General features: G+C 67.0%; 16 protein-coding genes and 1 tRNA gene. 11 read left to right on the top strand and 6 right to left on the bottom strand.

Annotation, left to right across the window (positions count from 1 at the left end; translation table 11 throughout):
• Positions 1-13: 13 nt before the first annotated feature.
• The 9 genes from ASG64_RS15000 to ASG64_RS14960 all read left to right on the top strand — a co-directional run bounded on the left by ASG64_RS15000 (position 14) and on the right by ASG64_RS14960 (position 7,699).
• Positions 14-892, top strand: a complete 879-nt coding sequence (locus ASG64_RS15000) for an alpha/beta fold hydrolase (RefSeq protein ID WP_235579595.1) — start codon at positions 14-16, stop codon at positions 890-892.
• Positions 893-918: 26 nt separating this feature from the next.
• Positions 919-1,806 (top strand): oxygenase MpaB family protein, encoded by an 888-nt coding sequence (locus tag ASG64_RS14995; RefSeq protein WP_056074242.1) that lies wholly within the window; start codon positions 919-921, stop codon positions 1,804-1,806.
• 74 nt (positions 1,807-1,880) lie between these two features.
• Positions 1,881-2,432 carry a hypothetical protein gene (locus ASG64_RS14990; protein WP_156388385.1) on the top strand — a complete coding sequence of 184 codons (552 nt, stop codon included), beginning with the start codon at positions 1,881-1,883 and terminating at the stop codon, positions 2,430-2,432.
• Between the two features lie 9 nt (positions 2,433-2,441).
• Entirely contained in the window at positions 2,442-3,611 is a 1,170-nt protein-coding gene (locus ASG64_RS14985) for a zinc-dependent alcohol dehydrogenase (protein WP_056074240.1), read from the top strand.
• 19 nt (positions 3,612-3,630) lie between these two features.
• Entirely contained in the window at positions 3,631-4,434 is an 804-nt protein-coding gene (locus tag ASG64_RS14980; protein ID WP_056074239.1) for a transglutaminase-like domain-containing protein, read from the top strand.
• A 1-nt stretch (position 4,435) separates the two neighbouring features.
• Entirely contained in the window at positions 4,436-4,975 is a 540-nt protein-coding gene (locus ASG64_RS14975) for a GNAT family N-acetyltransferase (protein WP_056074238.1), read from the top strand.
• A gap of 11 nt (positions 4,976-4,986) precedes the next feature.
• The gene (locus tag ASG64_RS14970; protein WP_056074237.1) at positions 4,987-5,385 is read left to right on the top strand and encodes an MmcQ/YjbR family DNA-binding protein; all 399 of its coding nucleotides are present in this window, start codon (positions 4,987-4,989) and stop codon (positions 5,383-5,385) included.
• 21 nt (positions 5,386-5,406) lie between these two features.
• Positions 5,407-6,024: a histidine phosphatase family protein gene (locus tag ASG64_RS14965; RefSeq protein WP_056074427.1), complete on the top strand. Its 618-nt coding sequence runs from the start codon at positions 5,407-5,409 to the stop codon at positions 6,022-6,024.
• An 88-nt stretch (positions 6,025-6,112) separates the two neighbouring features.
• On the top strand, positions 6,113-7,699 hold the full coding sequence (locus tag ASG64_RS14960; RefSeq protein WP_082518448.1) for a hypothetical protein: 1,587 nt from the start codon (positions 6,113-6,115) through the stop codon (positions 7,697-7,699).
• Position 7,700: 1 nt separating this feature from the next.
• On the opposite strand, the gene ASG64_RS14955 is transcribed toward ASG64_RS14960, so the two are convergent.
• A complete protein-coding gene (locus tag ASG64_RS14955; RefSeq protein ID WP_042573496.1) occupies positions 7,701-7,985 on the bottom strand; it encodes a putative quinol monooxygenase in 285 nt (94 codons plus the stop codon).
• Between the two features lie 163 nt (positions 7,986-8,148).
• Here ASG64_RS14955 and ASG64_RS14950 point away from each other — a divergent pair, with 163 nt between their 5' ends.
• On the top strand, positions 8,149-8,700 hold the full coding sequence (locus ASG64_RS14950) for a TetR family transcriptional regulator (RefSeq protein WP_056074235.1): 552 nt from the start codon (positions 8,149-8,151) through the stop codon (positions 8,698-8,700).
• A gap of 10 nt (positions 8,701-8,710) precedes the next feature.
• Here the strand turns inward: ASG64_RS14950 and ASG64_RS14945 are convergent, their stop codons facing one another.
• Positions 8,711-11,101 carry a cytochrome P450/oxidoreductase gene (locus ASG64_RS14945; protein ID WP_056074234.1) on the bottom strand — a complete coding sequence of 797 codons (2,391 nt, stop codon included), beginning with the start codon at positions 11,099-11,101 and terminating at the stop codon, positions 8,711-8,713.
• A 132-nt stretch (positions 11,102-11,233) separates the two neighbouring features.
• Positions 11,234-12,199 (bottom strand): NAD(P)-dependent oxidoreductase, encoded by a 966-nt coding sequence (locus tag ASG64_RS14940; RefSeq protein ID WP_082518486.1) that lies wholly within the window; start codon positions 12,197-12,199, stop codon positions 11,234-11,236.
• Between ASG64_RS14940 and ASG64_RS14935 the strand changes: the two genes are divergently transcribed.
• Positions 12,198-13,712 carry an MFS transporter gene (locus ASG64_RS14935; protein ID WP_056074232.1) on the top strand — a complete coding sequence of 505 codons (1,515 nt, stop codon included), beginning with the start codon at positions 12,198-12,200 and terminating at the stop codon, positions 13,710-13,712. The genes ASG64_RS14940 and ASG64_RS14935 overlap by 2 nt on opposite strands.
• 71 nt (positions 13,713-13,783) lie before the next feature.
• Here ASG64_RS14935 and ASG64_RS14930 read toward each other — a convergent pair whose 3' ends face one another.
• The 3 genes from ASG64_RS14930 to ASG64_RS14920 form a co-directional block, all read right to left on the bottom strand.
• Positions 13,784-15,250 (bottom strand): glutamate synthase subunit beta, encoded by a 1,467-nt coding sequence (locus tag ASG64_RS14930; RefSeq protein ID WP_042573491.1) that lies wholly within the window; start codon positions 15,248-15,250, stop codon positions 13,784-13,786.
• Entirely contained in the window at positions 15,243-19,844 is a 4,602-nt protein-coding gene (gltB, locus tag ASG64_RS14925) for a glutamate synthase large subunit (protein ID WP_056074231.1), read from the bottom strand. Before gltB ends, ASG64_RS14930 begins: the two co-directional genes overlap by 8 nt.
• 410 nt (positions 19,845-20,254) lie before the next feature.
• A tRNA-Leu gene (locus ASG64_RS14920) sits at positions 20,255-20,340 on the bottom strand.
• Positions 20,341-20,504: the final 164 nt, after the last annotated feature.

Genomic DNA, 20,504 nt, shown 5'->3' with positions numbered 1-20,504 from the left:
TGGAATGTTTCACATGAAACCGAGCCATGGACGGTTCGTCGACGTCCTCGGGACGTCGGTACACGTAGTCCTGGCGGGGCCGGAGGAGTCCGATCACCCGCCCGTGATCCTGTGCGGCGGCCTGGCGTCCACGTGGCACGACTGGATCGACGTTTCCGCTCTGCTGACCGACGCCGGCCGTCGAAGCATCGTCATCGACCGACCCGGGTTCGGTGAGAGCGAGCCCCTTCCCGCCGGTCGCGTACCCACCGTCGACGAGGAAGCCCGACGCATCGAGGCGGTGCTCGACGCGCTGGGCATCGACGATCCGGTCGTCCTGGTCGGCCACTCGATGGCCGGGTTCTACGTCGAAGCATTCGCCCGCCTGTGCCCTGAGCGGACGGCAGGCTTGGTGCTCCTCGATGCCAGCGTCGAGAAGCGGCCGGGGGCTCTCGTTCCTCCTGCTGTCCGGATCCCGATCGCTCGTGCGCTGGCGCGGGTGGCCTCGGCGATCGGCGTGCAGTGGCTGTTGGCCGACGCGGTCAGGCACGTGCTGACGCAGGCGATCCCGCCCGACGGCTATGCGCCCGAGAGGATCGACGACCTGCGTCGCATCTATCGCCGACCGTCCTACCTGACAGCGGCGACCGTCGAGTACGCCGTCTACGTCGACCTGGCGATCGAGCTGAATCGTCTTCGCCGTCGGACGCCGATGCCGGCAGTTCCTGTCGTCGTCGCCGCGGCGCACACCGGACGCCGGACGCCGTGGGGAGCGCAGTGGCTCCGCCGCCAGCAGCGACTGGCCCGCTACCTCGGCGGCCGCTTCGCCGTGGTGTCGCCGTCCCACCACCACGCCATGATCGATCAGCCTCGGCGAGTCGCGGCGCTGGTGAGAACTGTCTCCGTCGGCTGATCGCCGCGCGAGCGCACACTGGGGAGATGAACCCTCTCAGTTCCGTCCAGCAGCGCGTCGGCGAGACCATCTTCGCTCGCATCGCGGGCGACGAGGGCCCGGCACGACGCGACCGCATCCACCTCTCCACCGGGCCCCGGCGCTACGGCCCGGACTCCGCGGTGCATCACGTGCACAGCGACGCGTCGATGTTCGTCGGCGGCATGCGCGCTCTCCTGCTGCAGTCATTGCACCCTCTCGCGATGGCGGCGGTCGACCAACACTCGGGGTACCGCGGCGACCCCTGGGGACGGCTGCAGCGCACCAGCACCTTCCTCGCCGAAACCACGTTCGGCACCATCGAGGACGCCGACCGAGCCATCCGCATCGTCAACGCGGTGCACAAACGCATAACCGGCACCGCGCCGGACGGTCGTCCCTACGCGGCGTCGGATCCCCACCTGATCCGCTGGGTCCACGTCGCCGAGATCGACAGCTTCCTCCGTGCGCACGACCGCTACGGCGCGCACCCACTCGACGCTGCCGGCCGTGATGCGTACGTGCGAGAGACCGCCTGGGTCGCGAGGGGGCTCGGAGCGGTCGACGTTCCGGAGACGGTGGCCGAACTGGACGAGATGCTGGCCCTCTACCGGCCGGAACTGAAGGGCACCGCCGCGGCACGCAGCACCGCTCGCTTCATCCTGCTCAACCCGCCGATTCCGCTCGCGGTACGGCCGGCCTATGGGCTCCTGTCCACGGTGGCGGTGTCGATGATGCCCTGGTGGACGCGACTTCCTCTCCGGCTCCCCTACCTGCCGCTCACCGAGGCGACGGCAGTGCGTGCCAGCGGAATGGCCGTCACGACGGCGATCCGGTGGGCACTCGGATCCGTACCGCCGCCCCAGCACGACGAGGGTGCTCGACAGGCGAGCTGAACCCGATCGCCCGGCGGCTGTTTCCGGGGACGATCGCCGGGTATGCGGGGCTCACGCAGACCCGAGGAGTGCACGTGAGCATCGTCGATACAGCGCGGAACGCAGTGAAGGCGGCGGCCGAGACCGCCCTGAGCAGCCAGGCCGTCCAGAAGGTCACCGGTCGCGGCCAGACGGAGCCCGCAGGGCCGGTGACGCTGACGATCGCGGTCGACATCCCTACGGCTCGCGGGTTGTGGCTGGACACCGAGCGGTTGTCGTCCGTGCTCGGTGACGTCGCCACGGTCTCTCCTGGTGAGGGCGACGTCGTGGTGTGGACACTCGACGGTGCGTCGGACGACGGTGGGTCCGGTAACGACCCGAGCGTCGACACCACCCGCTCCGAGGACGGGAACACCGTGCGCTTCGCCCGAGCAGACGGAGGCACCGACCTCGCCGTCGTCCGGTTCGCCGAAGCCCCCCTCGACCTGGGCACCGAGGTGACGCTGGATCTGGCCCTCCCCGTAGTTCCCGACGTCGCTGTACGGGTCGCGGCCTTCAAGGTGCTCTATCGAGCCCGAGCCCTGCTGCAGACCGGCGAGATACCCACGCTGGTTCCCACCCCGGCCGCCCGACCGGGCGAGAAGTAGGAGACCGACGTGCGCGCACTCTGCTGGACCGGTGTGAACCAACTGTCCGTCGAGACGGTCGACGATCCTGTGATCGTCAATCCGCACGACGCCATCATCGAGGTGTCGGTCACCACGACCTGCGGGTCGGACCTGCATTTCCTCAGCGGCTACCTGCCCGGCATGCGGGAGGGTGACGTCATCGGCCACGAGTTCATGGGCCGGGTCGTCGAGGTCGGGGCCGAGGTGTCGGCCACGAGCGTCGGCACGCGGGTGGTGGTGCCGTCCTTCATCGCGTGCAACAACTGTTGGTACTGCGATCACGAGCAGTACTCGCTCTGCGACACCACCAACCCGAATGCCGATCTGCAGAGACCGCTGCTGGGGTATCCCACCGGCGGCATCTACGGCTACACGCATCCGTTCGGTGGCTATCAGGGGTCGCACGCTCGATACATTCGCGTGCCGTTCGCCGACCAGAACTGCTTCACGGTTCCCGACGGGGTGACCGACGAGCAGGCACTGTTCGCCTCCGACGCCGTTCCGACCGGCTACATGGGTGCGGACTTCTGCTCGATCACCGGCGGCGAGACCGTCGCCGTGTGGGGTGCGGGCGGGGTCGGACTCATGGCTGCGCGCAGCGCCCAGTTGATGGGTGCGGGCCGCGTCATCGTCGTCGATCGGATCCCGGAACGCCTCGCCATGGCGCGTGAGGAGTTCGGTGCCGACACCGTCGACTACTCCTCTACGGACAGCGTCACCGACGAGATCCGGGAGATGACCGGCGGTCACGGACCCGACGCGGTGATCGAGGCGGTCGGGATGGAAGGCCACGGCACGGGCGTCGGACAGGTGTACGACAAGGCCAAGCAGGCGTTGCGGCTCGAGTCGGACCGAGCGACCGCCCTCCGTGAGGCCATCCGAACAGTGCGGAAAGGCGGCATCGTCTCGGTGCTCGGTGTCTACGGCGTCACCGACAAATTTCCGATGGGTCTGGTCATGAACAAGGGCCTCACGCTGCGCTCCGCTCAGCAGCACGGACAGCGATACGTTCCTACCCTGCTCGACCACATGCAGTCCGGCGAACTGGACCCGACGTTCCTGATCACGCACGACATGTCCCTGGAGGAATCGCCTGCCGGGTATGCGATTTTCAAGGAGAAGAAGGACAGCTGCGTCCGCGCGATCTTCCGCCCGTGATCAATGGCATCATTCGATCGTGACGCGCGACGTATCGGCATTTCTCGACGTACAGATCGTCGACCCCAGCAACCTCGAGTTCCAGATCGCCGTGGCCGAACTTCCGGGCACGACGGTCACCGAATCGCTGTCGTTCCGTCTCGACGGGCGTGACATCACACCGACGGTGATCCGCACCGAGACCGGCGGGCGCATCCACCGATTCGATTGCGACCGTGGAACTCTCATCGTCGACTACCGCGCACGGATCGAGGGTGACGCCGATCCCGTACCGGTCGTGGAGCGGGATCTGTCGACGTACCTTCGCCCCAGTCGCTACAGCGAGTCGGACAAGTTCCTGGGATTCGCGGCCACCGAATTCGGTAAGTACACCTCCGACGCGGACGTGCTCGAACGCGTGTCCGCGTGGGTCGGTCGGCGCCTGAACTACGTTCCCGGCAGCAGCGACCCCATCGACGGCGCCACCGACACCCTCCTCGCCGGCAGTGGTGTGTGCCGTGACTACACGCACCTCGTCGTGGCTCTGCTCCGTGCGATGACCGTGCCCGCCAGGCTGGTCGCGGTGTACGCGCCCGGATGCGATCCGATGGACTTCCACGCCGTCGCCGAGGCGTACGTCGACGGGGCGTGGCGCGTGGTCGACGCCACCCGATTGGCTCCCCGCCAGAGCCTGGTCCGCATCGCGACCGGCCGTGACGCCGCCGACACGGCGTTCCTCGACAACCACGACGGCTACATCCTGTTGAACCGGATGCAGGTCATGGCCACGGTCGACGGGAATCTGCCGTACGACGACGTGACCGAACTCGTGTCCATGCGCTGACATGCTGACGTTCCGGCGGGTCACCGAGGACGACTTCCCGCTGCTCGCGCAGTGGCTGTCCCGTCCTCACGTGGCGCGCTGGTGGAACCACGAGTTCACCGCCGAGGCAGTTGCCCGCGACTTCGGGGCGTCCGCGCGGGATGAGGAACCGTCCGAGGACTATCTCACCCTCGAGGACGGCGCCGCGTTCGGCCTGCTGCAGCGCGCTCGCTGGCACGACTACCCCGAGTACGTCACCGAACTGGCGCCCTACTGGCCCGTGCCCGTGGAGGCCGTCACCGTCGACTACTTGATCGGCGAGCCGCAGATGGTCGGGCACGGTCTCGGAACTCGCATGCTCGCGGCGTTCACCGCCGACACGTGGCGGCGGTACCCGGCCGCGACGTGCATCGTGGTCCCGGTGGCGGCCGGGAACGTCGCCTCGTGGCGGGCGCTGGAGAAGGCCGGTTTCCGACGCGTCGCCGACGCCCACCTGACTCCGGACAACCCGATCGACCCCACCGACCACGTCGTGATGTCGATCGACCGCCCGAGCGCCTAGTCTTCTCGGTCATGGCGCATCCGGTGCGATTCGACGACGGCGATCCCCTGCTGAGTCGAGTGCGCGAGCTGGCCCTCCGGCTACCGGGTGCCGGCGAGAAGGTGTCACACGGACGCCCGAACTTCGTCACGGTCAAGGTCTTTGCGATCTACGGGGCGACTGTGAAGGGCGAGCACCGGTCGACCCGGTGGGACAGGTCGCTGCAGATCCTTCCCGACGCCGACGAGCGAGCCGCCCTCCTCGGGGACGAGCGATTCTTCGAGCCGGCCTACACCGCTACCGGCGGGTGGGTGGGCCTCGACCTCACGATCGGCCGACCGGACTGGGACGAGGTCGCCGAGCTGCTGGACATGTCGTATCGGAGGACAGCGCCGAAGCGCCTGGTGGCAGAACTGGACAGTCGTGACTGAACTCGTGCGACAGTGTCCGGTGTGCAACTGCTGCTGATCCGCCATGCTCTCCCCGTGCGTTCCGACGCCGACGCCGACCCGTCGCTCGCGTCCCTCGGCCACGAGCAGGCGGCCACGGTGCCGCAGGGGCTGCTGCACTACCCGGTAGCCCGCATCGTCAGCAGCCCGCAGCTGCGGGCGAGGCAGACCGCGGAACCGCTCGCTGCGCACACCGGCCTGCCCGTGGACGTGTTCGACGGGCTCGCGGAGTACGACCGTGACTTCCCGGGCTACCTGCCCATCGAGGAGGCACGTGAGGCGTTCCCCGACGAGTTCGCGCGCATCAAGGCCGGACACCTCCCCAGCGCGGTCGACGCGGACGCCTTCTCCGGGAGGGTGCTGGCCGACATCGCGACCGTCGCGGACGATGCCGATCACGACGACACGGTCGCCGCGTTCGCGCACGGCGGTGTGATCAACATCTACCTGCACCACCTGCTGGGCACGCAGATGCCGTTGACCTTCCCGATCGACTACTGCTCGGTGACCCGAATACTGTTCTCGCGCAGCGGAAGGCGTACGGTAGCGTCGATCAACGAAACGGCGCACGTGTGGGATCTGCTCCCCCGGCACCGCGGCAAATCCTCACCGACTTCTTAATCGGCCAGGTCACGGGTAGTACGGACGCGTCGACGGCCTCGCACACGGTGTCGACCACGGTCGTCCACCCGTTAGCCTGAGGCTCATCATGACTTCTTCCACTGCACACGGCGCTCAGCGATCCGGTCTCGCCTCGACCTTGTCGCGGCCCGTGATCGTCATCCTGGTGATCGCGCTCCCGTTGATCCTCGCCGGCCTTTTCGCCTCCCTCAGCGGACGCGACGTCCAACCGGTGTCGTCGTCCACCAGCTCGAGCGACGCAGGAACCGACTCGGGCGATCAGACCGGTGGCACCGCCGCTGCAGCGGATCCGCTGGCCAAGACGCGCTCGGCGCTGTCGCAGACGCAGCTCCCGCTCAGTCTCCTCAGCGGTGGCCTGACGCAGCTCACCGACTCGGCGCCGCTGCTGACCGACGGCGTGACGCAGCTGTCCGACGGGCTGGGCCAGGCGCGGACCGGCACCGTCCAGCTCGCCGACGGCAACACCCAGCTTGCAGCAGGTCTGGTGCAGCTCCAGGGCGGCGTGGGGCAGCTCGGTGACGGTGCGTCGCAGATCAGCGGCGGCGTGAACCAGTTGACGACGCCGTTGCTCGCGCTGGGTGAGAAGCAGGCAAAGGTCACCTCGTCGATCGCCGATGTGGCCAACACGATCGAGACGCTGAACAACCCGATCACGACCGATGCCGCACGGCAGCTGCGCGACCTGATCGCCGAGCTGAACCGCCAGGGCATAGGTCCCGACGCGATCTCCCAGATCAACCAGCTGCGTGACGGCGCTGCGCTGCTCGCCTTCCAGCTCGACGATCCGTCGAGCGAGTTCGTCACCGGCGTCGCCACGGCAGTGGACGGCAGCAACCAGTTGGCGACCGGCTCGAACCAGCTTCTCGACGGCATCGTCCAGCTCGACGACGGCGGCAAGCAGCTGAAGGCGGGCACGGACCAGCTCACGACCGGCATCGCGCCGATCCAGGGTGTCGTCACCAGCCTGCAGACCAACGTGAAGACGGCCACGACCTCGCTGCCCGCAGCGAACGCCGTGGCCACCACGACGACGACGGACGACAACGGCGGGACGCAGACGACGATGGTCGTCTCGAGCAGCTCGACGTCCAGCTACTACCTGATCGCCGCGCTGGTGGCGGTTGCTGCCGCGGCTGCGGTCAGCCTCATGCGTCTGCTCACCCGCCGTGACCGGATCGCGCGTCTCGCGCCCGTGATCGGAGCGGTCGCCGTCACGGCGGCAGCCGGTGTCGTCTACTGGTTCGTCGGAGACGGCCCGAGCTTCGGCTCGCTGCTCGGCGGCATCGTCTTCCTGCTGCTGTCCTCGGCGGCGTTCCTCGCCGCGGCCGGAGCCATCCAGATGGCCTTCGGACGCGTCGTCGGACAGTCGATCAACTTCGTTCTGTTGCTGGTCCAGCTGGTTCTGGCCGGTGGGGCACTGGTGTCCTCGCCCGACAGTTCGATCTTCGGCAAGGCCGCGGCGTTCACGCCCGTGGGCTGGCTGGCCGCCGGTCTGGAGCGCATCGCTGCCGACTCCATGGACTCCACGGGCTGGCTCGCCGTGCTGGTCATGGTCGCGCTGCTCGCGGTCGCCGGAGTGGTGTACTCCGTGGTCGCGCGGTCCGAACCGGGTGACGACGCCTCGACGTACCGGGACGAACCGCGCTACGCCTGAGTCAGGCGGGGGTCAGCGGATGGATCGCGAGGGCCCCCAGCTTGGCGCCGTGCTTACCCATGACGTCGGCCATGTGCGGCGACGCCATGTGCCCGTCCAGCGCGGCCTGATCTCGCCACAACTCGACGGTCACGATCGTGTCGGCCGCAGCGTTCGAGGTGTAGACGTCGTACTCCAGGCACCCGTCCTCGTCGCGTGTGAGGACGGCGAACTCACGCATCGCCTGCAGCACCTCGTCGAATCCCTCGGTCACCGGGATCGTCGCCACCACGTGTAGATCGCTCATGTCGTTCCTCGTTCCGCTAGTCCTCATCGGTCCACCCGAACGTACGGCGACCGGGGACGCGGCGGTCGGGATTCGCCCCCGTCCAGTGTCACGGAGCTGGACAACCACCGCGGTTCTGTATTCGAGAAGAACAGTAGGCAGCGATGTGTCGTAGGCTGAGACGGTGAACGCACCCGCCTTCTACGACGAACTCCGCGCTCTGCGCAGGGAGCGCCTGCTCGACGCCGGCGTCGCCATCATCGTCGAGGAGGGGTGGGATCGACTGTCGATGACGCGGGTAGCGACACGGTCCGGCATCCCCCGCCAGAGCCTCTACAAGGAGGTCGGCACCAAGACCGAACTGGGCGAGGCGATCGTCGCTCGCGAGGTCGAGCGATTCATGGCCGGGGTACTCGACAGCTTCGACGCCCAGCCGGACTCGGTGGTCGACGGTCTGTCGGCCGGAGTCCGGCACGTCCTCGAACACGGCCAGGACAACACCGTGCTGAAGGCCGTCCTGACCCCGGGTCACGACCCGGAGCTGCTCCGACTGCTCACCGTGCGCAGCGACGCCGTGCTCGAACAGGCGGTGCAGGTGATCACCGAGAGCCGCGGTCTTGCCGAGGCGACGGTGGACACAGTGGTCCGACTCACGCTCAGTCACCTTCTGCAGCCGACCGTCTCGATCGACGAGGCGGTCACCCGCATCCGCCGCGTCGTCTCCGCCCTGGTGTGACGACGCAGACTCACATATCGAGGATCAGCTTCGCGGACAGTGATCGTGAGACGCACGGCATCATCGTGGTGCCTCGCTCGTGCTCCGACGCGGTCAGGATCGAATCCCGGTGGTCGGGCGTGCCCGCGAGGACGTCGACCTCGCAGGTTCCGCAGACACCTTCCATGCACGACCCGAGCACGTCGACGCCTGCTCTCTCGACCGCGTCGAACACGGACACACCCGCAGGTACCGACACCGTCACGCCGGAACGCGAACACTCCACCTCGAACGAGTCGAGTGCACCCTCGGCCGGCTCGACTTTCTTCGCTGCGAAACGCTCGATGTGGAGGCTGCCGTCAGGCCATGCCGCGCACCGTTCCTCCACGGCGTCGAGCAGCGCGCCGGGACCGCAGGCGTAGACCAGGGTGTCCGGCAGCGGCATGCCGAGCGCGGACGCCAGATCGAGCAGGCCCTTGTCGTCCTGCGGCCAGACCGTGACCCGCGGATCACCTTCGAGCCGGTCGAGGAACGCCATGGACTCACGGGATCTGCCGCCGTACAGCAACGACCATTCCGCGCCGACCGCCTCGGCCGCGTCGATCATCGGGAGGATCGGGGTGATCCCGATTCCGCCGGCGATGAACAGGTACCGCGGCGACGGAAGGAGTCGGAAGTTGTTGCGCGGACCGCGCACTCGCACGGTGGCACCGTCCACGAGGATGTCGTGGACGTACGCCGATCCGCCGCGGCCGTTCGGTTCGCGGAGAACCGCGACTGTCCACGACGATGTGTCGGTGGCGCTTCCGCAGAGCGAGTACTGCCGTTCCAGTCCGTTGTCGAGGACGAGGTCGACATGGGCGCCGGCGGTCCAGGACGGCAAGGTCGCGCCCGCCGGGTCGCTGAGCGTGAGTTCCACGATTCCGTCGGCCACCTCGCGGCGCCCGGCGACCCGGGCCGTGAACTCGCCGACCGAGGTGACAGCGGGGGCGCGGCGCGACGCGGCGGATCGGTCGCGGCGACGGGCACCGGACCGGGGCGGACGACCGATCGGTGTGAGGGTCACCATCATCTCGGTGTAGCCCCTGACGAAGTTCGACTGCAGGTATCCGGGTTCACCGAGTACCTCGATGTCCTCGAACCGCGCCAGCAACTCCTCCCAGAGAATCCGGAGCTGCATCTCTGCCAGCCGGCTTCCCATGCATCGATGGACACCGATTCCGAACGACAGGTGCTGGCGCGCATTCGGGCGGTCGATGACGAAGTCGTCGGCATTCTCGAACGTCCGTTCGTCACGGTTGGCCGACGCGTACCACATGACAACTTTGTCGCCCTTGCGGATGAATTGGCCGTTCAACACGGTGTCCTTGGTCGCGATCCGACGCATGTGTGCCAGCGGGGTCTGCCACCTGATGATCTCGTTGACCAGCTTCGGGACGAGGCCGTGGTCCGACCGCAGCCGATCGAACTGATCCGGGAACTGATTCAGTGCGTACACGCCGCCCGTCATCGAGTTCCGCGTGGTGTCGTTGCCGCCCACGATGAGCAGGGTCAGGTTGCCGAGAAATTCCATCGGCCGCTCGATCAAGTCCTTGGTGTCCTCGGACATCTGCATCAAGGTGATGAGGTCGTACCCCGGCTTCTCGCCCGCCGCGAGCCGCGCGGCCTTGTCGTGCCACAACTCGCTGAAGCTGCGCGCCATGTCGGCCACTCCCCGGTAGACCTCGTCCATGTCGTTCGAGCCCCCGGTAGCCGAGGCGCTGGCAGCTGCGAGTTCGGTCCAGTACACGAGCTTGCGGCGCTGCTCGTACGGGAAGTCGAGAAGTGTCGCGAGCATCCGGGAGGTCAGCTCGATGGACACCTTGTCGACCCAGTCGAAAGGCTCGTCGACCGGGAGCTCGTCGAGCACCTCCTGCACGCGTGAGCGGATGAGGCCTTCCATCTCCTCGAGATTCCGCGGGCTCACGACACCCTGCACCGCGTCACGCTGTCGATCGTGACGTGGCGGGTCCATCGCGATGAACATCTCGACGTCCAGGCCCTCCGGCGGCGTGCCGATGACGATCTGCGGCTCCGCCGAGAACGTCTCGAAGTCCTTGTCCACCGCGAGGATGTCGGCGTACCGGGTGACCGACCAGTACGGCCCGAATGCGCTGTGGGCCTGGTAGTGGACCGGTGCCTCGTCCCGCAGGCGGGCGAAGTAGGAGTCGTACTTCCCCTGGCCGTACAGGAAGGGATTGCTGACGTCGATCTCGGTCAGATCCAGCCCGTCGACGTCAGGGATCACGTCCTCGACGAACGTCGGTTGGCGCTCCCCCAGCACGAGCCTCTTGGCCTTCTGCGCCAGACGCAGGCCCTGGACCTGCTTGTCCATCGGGACCGTCGCCCGAGCTTTGTCGAGGACCCTGTCGAGAACGCTCATGACTGCAACCGCCTTGCGCTGGTGACTTCCTTGTCGGACAGAAGTACAGCACAAGTCGGTGTCGATGACAATGACCGTGTTTTTGTCGCACTGTTGGACATGATCGGTCACAACGTACGGAGTGGTACCGATTCAGTCCTGAGATTCCCGATCCGCCTCGAACGCCGTGACGACGGCCGACAGATCGTCCGCCCCATGCCCGGAGGTGCCGGCGTCGACGTACGCGCGGCGGATCGCCTCGAGCAGTCGGCCGGTTCGCGGAGGAACGGCGTCGATCATCAGACTCACGTCCTTGACCACGCCGTCGACTCCGAACGACGGTGTGAAGTCACCGGCGATCATGGCCTTCCCCTTGGACTGGGTGTACGGCGCGTTCACCGGCCCGCCGTCGAGCGCCTCGAGCACCAGAGCCGGGTCGAGGCCCAGCTCGGAGGCCATCGCCACGGATTGTGCGGTGGCCGCTGTCAGTGTGGCCACCATGGCGTTGCAGGCCAGCTTCAGGGCGCTGGCGCTACCCGGCTCACTGCCCGCCGTCACCGTCTTCACCGTCATCGACTCCAGTGCCGGCCGGACGGTCTCGATCGTCTCTGCCGATCCCGAGATCAGGGCAGTGAGCTTGCCCGACTCCGCGGGCGCCTTGGTTCCGAGCATCGGGCAGTCGACGAAAGCCCGCTCGCGCGCCGCAGCCAGGTCTGCCAGGCGGCGTGCCCCGGCCGGACCGACGGTCGCGCTTTGCAGCCACACCGCGTCGGGGCGCATGGCGGAGAGAAACTTCTCCGCGGTGTCGGCCGTGGCCGCTTCGTCGAACAACATGGTGACGACCACGTCGGCGCCCTCGACACACGACTGCGGATCCGACGCGACGGTCGCACCCTGTTCCTCGAGGGGCCGCGCCTTCTCGGCGTTGCGATTCCAGACGGTCACCTCGTGGCCGCCGCGGAGCAGCGACCCCGCCATGCCCGCGCCCATCGTTCCGATGCCCAGTACTGCGACCTGCATGTCCGACCCCTCTCGTCGACGACGTCGATTCTCTGTCGACCCCGTCCGTGTGTTCCCATCAAGGTGTACCCCACACGCACCGAAGAACGGACCACGCATGTCCAGCACCGACACCGACACCACGACCGAGCGGGCAGGGCGTCGCGAGTGGTGGGGTCTCGCGGTGCTGGTCGTGCCGATCGTGCTGGTGTCGATGGACATGTCGGTGCTCTACCTGGCGCTACCCTCCCTGACCGAGGATCTGCAGCCGAGCAGTTCGCAGCAGCTCTGGATCCTCGACATCTACAGCTTCATGCTGGCCGGCCTCCTGGTCACGATGGGGTCGCTCGGTGACCGCATCGGCACCCGCAGGCTGCTGATGATCGGCTCGCTGGTCTTCGGCATCGCCTCCGTCGCCGCAGCGTTCTCGCACTCACCCGAAGCACTGATCGCGTCCCGGGTGTTGCTGGGCGTCGGCGGTGCGACGCTTGCCCCGTCGACACTGTCGTTGTTGCGCAAACTGTTCGTCGATCCCGTGCAGCGCGGCGTTGCCATCGGCATCTGGACCGCCGGGTTCGCCGGGGGCGGATCGTTCGGGCCCGTCATCGCCGGCACTCTGCTCGAATACTTCTGGTGGGGTTCGGTCTTCCTCATCAACATCCCCATCATGATCGTTCTCCTGATCGCGGCGCCGCTGATCCTCCCCGAAGCCAAGAACCCCGCTCCGGGCCGTTTCGATCTCCCCGCCGTCGCAGCGTCCATCGTCGCCATGCTGGGAATCGTGTACGCGCTCAAGCACGCTGCGCAGAGCGGGCTCGACTGGCAGGTGGCCGCCGCGCTCGCGGTGGGGCTCGTGGTCGGCTGGTGGTTCGTCCGACGTCAACGCGCGAGCACGCACCCGGTCATCGAGTTCGACCTGTTCCGCACCCCGGCCTTCTCGGTCGCGGTGATCGTCATCCTGGTCTCGGTCTTCATCATCACCGGCTTCAATCTGATGCTGTCGCAGTATCTCCAGCTCGTCATGGGCCTCGGAACCCTCGAGGCCGGCCTGTGGTCCCTGATCCCTGCGATAGCGACGGCCGCCGCGTCCCTGAGCGCGCCGCTGATCATGAAGCGCCGCCGACCGTCGGTGATCCTGGTCGGCGCCATCTCGGTGATGGTGCTGGGCGCGGTCGTCATCGGATTCGTGGCGGTCCCGTCGAGTGTCGGGTCGGGTGCGACGTTGGCGATCCTGCTGTGCGGCATGGTGATCGCCGCGGTCGGTGTCGGTACCGGAACCACCTTCGGGTCCGATCGCGTGCTGGCCACCGCCGCTCCGGAGAAGGCCGGCGCAGCCGGCGCGGTGTCGGAGACGGGCGCCGAACTCGGTGGCGCACTGGGCATCGCGGTGCTCGGATCCATCAGCGTCGCCACCTACCGCATCGTGCTGGGTCCGGCCGATGCGGCCGGCGACGGCACTCTCGCCGCCACCCTGTCGGACGCACGGCAACTCGATCCCGACCTCGGTGCCGACCTCGCCGGTCGCGCACGCGAGGCGTACGTCGACGGCATCGTCGCAGCCTCCGGCGCCACGGTCGTCATCCTGCTGATCGCCGGGGCAGCCGCTGCGGCGTTGTTCCGCCGATCACGCTGAAGCTCACACGATGACACCCCCTGCAGCGTCGCTGCAGGGGGCGTTGTGGTCGTTCGGGAGTGTGAACTCCGTCAGCGCTGGGGCGCCTGCGTCGGGACGATCGGCGCCGGCAGTGCCGTCTTGCCCATGAGGAACGTGTCGACGGCCGAGGCGCACGAGCGGCCCTCCGCGATGGCCCACACGATGAGGGACTGACCGCGACCCATGTCTCCGGCGACGAACACGCCTTCGACGTTGGTGTTCCACTGATCGGTGCGGGCGACGTTGCCACGCTCGTTCAGGTCGACACCGAGATCGGTGAGCAGTCCCGGCTGCTCGGGTCCGACGAATCCCATGGCGAGGAAGACGATGTCGGCCTCGAGATGGAAGTCGGAGCCCTCGACCTTGGCGAAGCGACCGTCCTTGAACTCGACCTCGTGCGCGTCGAGTCCGGTGACGTAACCGTTCTCACCGGTGAAGCGCTCGGTGTTGACGGAGAAGACGCGTTCGCCGCCCTCCTCGTGAGCCGAGGACACGCGGTAGACCAACGGGTACGTCGGCCACGGCGTGGATCCGGCGCGCTCCTCGGGCGGTCGCGGCATGATCTCGAACTGGTGCACGCTCGCGGCGCCCTGGCGGTGCGACGTACCGAGGCAGTCCGCGCCGGTGTCGCCGCCACCGATGATGATGACCTTCTTGCCCTTGGCGCTGATGGGCGGCTGACCGTAGTCGTCCACCACGTCGTCACCGAGCTGCACTCGGTTGGCCCACGGCAGGAATTCCATTGCCTGGTGGATTCCGCCGTACTCGCGGCCGGGCACCTCGAGATCGCGAGCCTTGGTGGCTCCACCGGAGAGAACGACCGAGTCGAATTCGGCGCGCAACTCCTCGGCGGTGATGTCGACACCCACGTTGACGCCGGTGCGGAAGATGGTGCCTTCGGCCTCCATCTGCGCCAACCGGCGATCGATGTGGCGCTTCTCCATCTTGAACTCGGGGATGCCGTAGCGGAGCAGGCCACCGATACGGTCCGCCCGCTCGAACACGGTCACCGTGTGACCGGCGCGCGTGAGCTGCTGTGCGGCAGCGAGTCCCGCGGGACCCGAGCCGACGACGGCGACCTTCTTGCCGGTCAGGTACGTCGGGTAGACGGGCTGGACCCAGCCCTCGTCGAAGGCGCGGTCGATGATCTCGACCTCGACCTGCTTGATGGTCACCGGGTCCTGGTTGATGCCCAGGACGCACGATGCCTCACACGGAGCCGGGCACAGCCGACCCGTGAACTCGGGGAAGTTGTTCGTCGCGTGCAGACGATCGATGCTCTCGCGCCACCGGTCCTTGTAGACCAGGTCGTTCCACTCGGGAATCAGGTTCCCCAGGGGACAACCGTTGTGGCAGAAGGGAATGCCGCAGTCCATGCACCGACTGGCCTGGGTGCGGAGGGTGTCCGCGGAGAAGTCCTCGTACACCTCCTTCCAGTCCATCAGGCGCAGGTCCACGGGACGCCGCTTCGGCAGCTCTCGTGACGTGTTCTTCAGAAATCCTTGCGGGTCACCCACGAGCTGCCTCCATGATCGCCTCGTCCACGTCCGCGCCGTTCTTCTCGGCCTCGGAGATCGCGAGCAGTACCTTCTTGTAGTCGCGCGGCATCACCTTCACGAAGTGATTCACCTGCTGGGACCAGTCCGCGAGGATGCGCTCGGCAACCTCGGACCCGGTCTCCTCGCGATGACGAGTGATCGCGTCCTTGAGCCACGCGAATTCGTCACCCTCGAGATCCTCGATGTCCACGAGCTCGGTGTTGAGGTTGTCCTCGAACGTCGAGTTCGGGTCGAAGACGAACGCCACGCCACCGGACATGCCGGCGCCGAAGTTGCGGCCCGTCTCACCGAGGATCACGACCTTGCCACCGGTCATGTACTCGCACCCGTGGTCACCGACACCCTCGACCACCGCGACGGCACCCGAGTTGCGGACGGCGAAACGCTCACCGACGACGCCGCGGATCAGAGCCTCGCCCTCGGTGGCGCCGAACAGGATCACGTTGCCCGCGATGATGTTGTTCTCCGCGACGAAATCGGAGTTCGCATCCCGCGAGGGGCGGACGATCAGTCGACCACCGGACAGGCCCTTGCCGACGAAGTCGTTGGCGTCGCCCTCGAGCCGGAGCGTCATTCCCTTCGGCACGAACGCACCGAAGCTGTTGCCGGCCGAACCGGTGAACGTGATGTCGATCGTGTTCTGCGGCAGACCGTCGGCGCCGTACGCCTTGGTCACCTCGTGACCCAGCATCGTGCCCACGGTGCGGTTCACGTTGGTGATCCGCGTGGCGAACTCGACCTTCTCGCCCTTGTCCAGAGCGTCGCGGCTCTGGACGATCAGCTGCTGGTCCAGCGCCTTGTCCAGCGAGTGATCCTGGGTGCCCGTGCAGTACAGGTCCTGGTTCATGAACGCGGACTCGGCAACGTCGAGGATCGGCGACAGGTCGAGCTTCGACGCCTTCCAGTGCTCCTTGGCGGCCGTGGTGTCCAGCAGCGCGACCTGGCCGATGGCCTCGTCGAGCGTGCGGAAACCGAACTCCGCGAGCAGCTCGCGAACCTCCTCGGCGATGTAGAGGAAGAAGTTCTCCACGAACTCGGGCTGGCCGGCGAACCGCTTGCGCAGCACCGGGTTCTGCGTCGCGACACCCACGGGGCAGGTGTCCAGGTGGCACACGCGCATCATGATGCAGCCCGAGACCACCAGCGGGGCGGTGGCGAAACCGAACTCCTCGCCGCCGAGCAGAGCAGCGACCATGACGTCGCGGCCGGTCTTGAGCTGACCGTCCACCTGCACCACGATGCGGTCACGGAGACCGTTGAGGAGCAGCGTCTGCTGGGTCTCGGCCAGGCCGAGCTCCCACGGAGCGCCCGCGTGCTTGACCGAAGTCAGCGGCGTAGCGCCCGTCCCACCGTCGTGGCCGGAGATCAGCACGACGTCCGCGTGTGCCTTGGACACACCGGCGGCGACCGTTCCGACGCCGACCTCGGAGACCAGCTTCACGTGGATGCGAGCCTGCGGATTGGCATTCTTCAGGTCGTGGATCAGCTGAGCGAGATCCTCGATCGAGTAGATGTCGTGGTGCGGCGGCGGTGAGATGAGCCCCACCCCCGGCGTGGAGTGCCGGACCTCGGCGACCCACGGGTACACCTTGTGAGCCGGAAGCTGGCCGCCCTCACCCGGTTTCGCACCCTGGGCCATCTTGATCTGGATGTCCGTGCAGTTGGTCAGGTAGTTCGACGTGACACCGAATCGTCCCGACGCGACCTGCTTGACGGCCGACCGACGGGAATCGCCGTTCTCGTCGGGCGTGAAGCGGGCGACGTCCTCGCCGCCCTCACCCGAGTTCGAACGTCCACCGAGACGGTTCATCGCGATGGCCAGAGTCTCGTGCGCCTCCGCCGAGATCGAGCCGTAGCTCATCGCGCCGGTGGAGAAACGCTTGACGATCTCGCGCGCCGACTCCACCTCGTCGATCGAGATCGCGGTGCGACCCTCGGTCTTGAAGCGGAACAGTCCGCGGAGCGACGCCAGACGCTCCGACTGGTCGTCGACCATCCGGGTGTACTCCTTGAACACGGAGTACTGGCCTGTGCGGGTGGCGTGCTGCAGCTTGAAGACGGTGTCCGGGTTGAACAGGTGGTACTCGCCTTCGCGACGCCACTGGTACTCGCCACCGGTCTCGAGCTCGCGGTGCGCGCGCTCGAACTTGTTGTCCAGGTAGGCGACTCCGTGTCGCACGGACACGTCGGCGGCGATCTGGTCGAGGTCGATCCCGCCCAGGGGCGACGCGATGCCGTAGAAGTACTCGTCGACGAGTTCCTGCGACAGGCCGATGACCTGGAACAGCTGGGCGCCGGTGTAGGACGCCAGCGTCGAGATACCCATCTTCGACATGACCTTCAGGACGCCCTTGCCGGCCGCCTTGATGTAGTTCTTCACCGCGGTGTCGTAGTCGATGTCCTGCAGGTTGCCGCGGTCGATCATGTCCTCGATCGACTCGAACGCCATGTAGGGGTTCACCGCTGCCGCACCGAATCCGACGAGCGTCGCCATGTGGTGCACCTCGCGAGCATCACCCGCTTCGACGATGAGACCGACCTTGGTCCGGGTCTTCTCGCGGATCATGTGGTGGTGCACGGCCGACGTCAGCAGCAGCGAGGGGATCGGCGCCAACTTCTCGCTCGACTCACGGTCACTCAGGATGACGATGCGTGCGCCGCCGGCGATGGCTGCGGACACCTGCGAACGGATGATTTCGAGCGAACGACGAAGTCCCTCACCACCTTCCGCCACCGGGTAGAGGCCGCGGACGACGACGGAGCGGAGTCCGTCCTGCAGACCGTCGTCGTTGATGTGCACCAACTTCGACAACTGGTCGTTGTGCAGGATCGGTGACGTGAGAACGATCTGACGGCACGCTTCGGCAGTGGGCTGCAGCAGATCCCGCTCGGGACCGATGGTTCCGCCCAGGCTGGTGACCACTTCCTCGCGGATCGCGTCGAGCGGCGGGTTGGTCACCTGCGCGAAGAGCTGCGAGAAGTAGTCGAACAACATGCGGGGACGGTTCGACAGCACAGCTACGGGCGTGTCGGTTCCCATCGACCCGATCGCCTCGGCACCCGCCTTCGCCATCGGCGCGACGAGCATGTTCAGCTCCTCGGTGGTGTATCCGAAGATCTGCTGACGGATCAGCACACGGTCGTGCGTCATGTGGACGTGCGGGCGCTCGGGCAGCTCGTCGATGCTGATGAGGCCCTCGTCGAGCCACTCCTGGTACGGGTGTTCCGCAGCCAGCTCGTCCTTGATCTCGTCGTCGCTGACGATCCGGCCCTGCGCGGTGTCCACGAGGAACATGCGGCCGGGCTGCAGGCGGACCTTGCGCACGATCTTCGACGGCTCGATGTCCAGCACGCCGACCTCGGACGCCATGATGACCAGGCCGTCGTCGGTGACCCACAGGCGACTGGGGCGCAGGCCGTTGCGGTCGAGGACCGCACCGATGACCGTGCCGTCGGTGAAGCACACCGAGGCCGGTCCGTCCCACGGCTCCATGAGAGTGGAGTGGTACTGGTAGAACGCCCGGCGGGCGGGATCCATCTTGTCGTGGTGCTCCCACGCCTCGGGGATCATCATCAGCACGGCATGCGGCAGGCTGCGTCCGCCGAGGTGCAGGAACTCGAGCACCTCGTCGAAGCGGGCCGTGTCCGATGCTCCGTGCGTGTTGACGGGGAAGATCTTCTCGAGCTTCTCGGGTCCACCGAAGACGTCCGACTCGATGAGCGCCTCGCGGGCGTGCATCCAGTTCTCGTTGCCGGTGACGGTGTTGATCTCACCGTTGTGCGCGACACGGCGGAACGGGTGCGCCAGCGGCCACGAGGGGAACGTGTTGGTGGAGAAACGCGAGTGCACCAGGCCCAGCGCGCTCTCGACCCGGTCGTCCTGCAGGTCGAGGTAGAAGCCACGCAGCTGCGGCGTCGTCAACATGCCCTTGTAGACGATGGTCGACGGGGACAGCGACGGGAAGTAGACACTTTCGCGGCCGGGGCCGTCCTTGCCCGGGCCCTCGAGGCCGAGCTCGTGCTCGACGCGCTTGCGCACGACGAAGGCTCGCCGCTCGAGATCGATTCCCGAGAGGGAACGGTCGGGCGATGCCACGAACAGCTGGCGGAAGGTCGGCATGGCATCGCGGGCCAGGGCACCGAGCGACGCGTCGTCGGTGTCGATGTCGCGCCACCCCAGAACGTCGAGGCCTTCCTCGACGACGACGCGCTCGACTCCTGCGCAGGCTTCCTCGGACGCGACACGTGCCTGCGGGAGGAAGGCGATGCCGGTGGCGTAGAAACCCTCCGGCGGCAGCTCGAAGTCGACGACGGCGCGGTAGAACTTGTCCGGAACCTGGATCAGGATGCCGGCACCGTCACCGGTGTTGGGTTCTGCGCCCGCAGCGCCGCGGTGTTCGAGGTTGATCAGCGCGGTGATCGCCTTGTCGACGATGTCCCTACTACGACGTCCGTGCATGTCGACCACGAACGCGACACCACAGGAGTCGTGTTCGTTCGCCGGGTCGTAGAGGCCTCGAGCTGATGGGTACCGGTGACCGGGAAGCTGCATGTGTCTTGCCTAACTGACGAGTCGAGCCAAGATCCGCGGAGATTCGACCTCGTTCGAGAAAAGAACGAGCCACCGCGGGGCGATGCGAGAGCGGGTTCGCCGTTGAACCACGCACTCCGATGGGGCTCCGGCTACTCCTGGTGGACGATCTGTTCCGAGGCGATAGCCGAGTGTTTTCGGGCAGGGGCGACTGTTGTGGGTCGGCCCCTCAGCAGAACGATAAGTCAGCACCCCGGCAAATCCACAAATCAGGGCATCCTCATGTTGCGCCGACCTGCAGATACTGTCGTCGATGTCGACGAGATCACGTGATGTCCGCGCCACGCTGCGCGGTGAACTTCGAATTCGCTACCAGAATACCTGGCAAAGAAACTACTGGCCGTAGCGAGTGATCTCGACTACGGCCAGTGTGGTGGGCGAAGGGGGACTTGAACCCCCACGTCCCGAAGGACACTGGCACCTGAAGCCAGCGCGTCTGCCATTCCGCCACTCGCCCGAGCGACGGGAACGAGGCTAACACGACCTGTCTCGCCGACCGAAATCCATACCTCCCGACCGAGTTCCGGGCCCGAGCCGGGGCGGAAACTCGGTTCCGGCCGTATAGCATGGATCAGCAGTCGCACGGCGGTAGGACACGCGCCACCGACCACCCGCACAGTG

Origin of the sequence: Rhodococcus sp. Leaf247 (assembly GCF_001426185.1) — a bacterium.
GTDB lineage: Bacteria > Actinomycetota > Actinomycetes > Mycobacteriales > Mycobacteriaceae > Rhodococcoides.
This window is presented reverse-complemented; position numbering and strand designations above follow the sequence as displayed.

What these genes read in the sequence shown, in the direction of transcription:
- ASG64_RS15000 (WP_235579595.1), top strand. Translation starts at nt 14, where the DNA reads ATGAAACCGAGCCATGGACGGTTCGTCGACGTCCTCGGGACGTCGGTA.
- ASG64_RS14995 (WP_056074242.1), top strand. Translation starts at nt 919, where the DNA reads ATGAACCCTCTCAGTTCCGTCCAGCAGCGCGTCGGCGAGACCATCTTC.
- ASG64_RS14975 (WP_056074238.1), top strand. Translation starts at nt 4,436, where the DNA reads ATGCTGACGTTCCGGCGGGTCACCGAGGACGACTTCCCGCTGCTCGCG.
- ASG64_RS14970 (WP_056074237.1), top strand. Translation starts at nt 4,987, where the DNA reads ATGGCGCATCCGGTGCGATTCGACGACGGCGATCCCCTGCTGAGTCGA.
- ASG64_RS14960 (WP_082518448.1), top strand. Translation starts at nt 6,113, where the DNA reads ATGACTTCTTCCACTGCACACGGCGCTCAGCGATCCGGTCTCGCCTCG.
- ASG64_RS14955 (WP_042573496.1), bottom strand. Translation starts at nt 7,985, where the DNA reads ATGAGCGATCTACACGTGGTGGCGACGATCCCGGTGACCGAGGGATTC.
- ASG64_RS14945 (WP_056074234.1), bottom strand. Translation starts at nt 11,101, where the DNA reads ATGAGCGTTCTCGACAGGGTCCTCGACAAAGCTCGGGCGACGGTCCCG.
- ASG64_RS14935 (WP_056074232.1), top strand. Translation starts at nt 12,198, where the DNA reads ATGTCCAGCACCGACACCGACACCACGACCGAGCGGGCAGGGCGTCGC.
- ASG64_RS14940 (WP_082518486.1), bottom strand. Translation starts at nt 12,199, where the DNA reads ATGCGTGGTCCGTTCTTCGGTGCGTGTGGGGTACACCTTGATGGGAAC.
- gltB (WP_056074231.1), bottom strand. Translation starts at nt 19,844, where the DNA reads ATGCAGCTTCCCGGTCACCGGTACCCATCAGCTCGAGGCCTCTACGAC.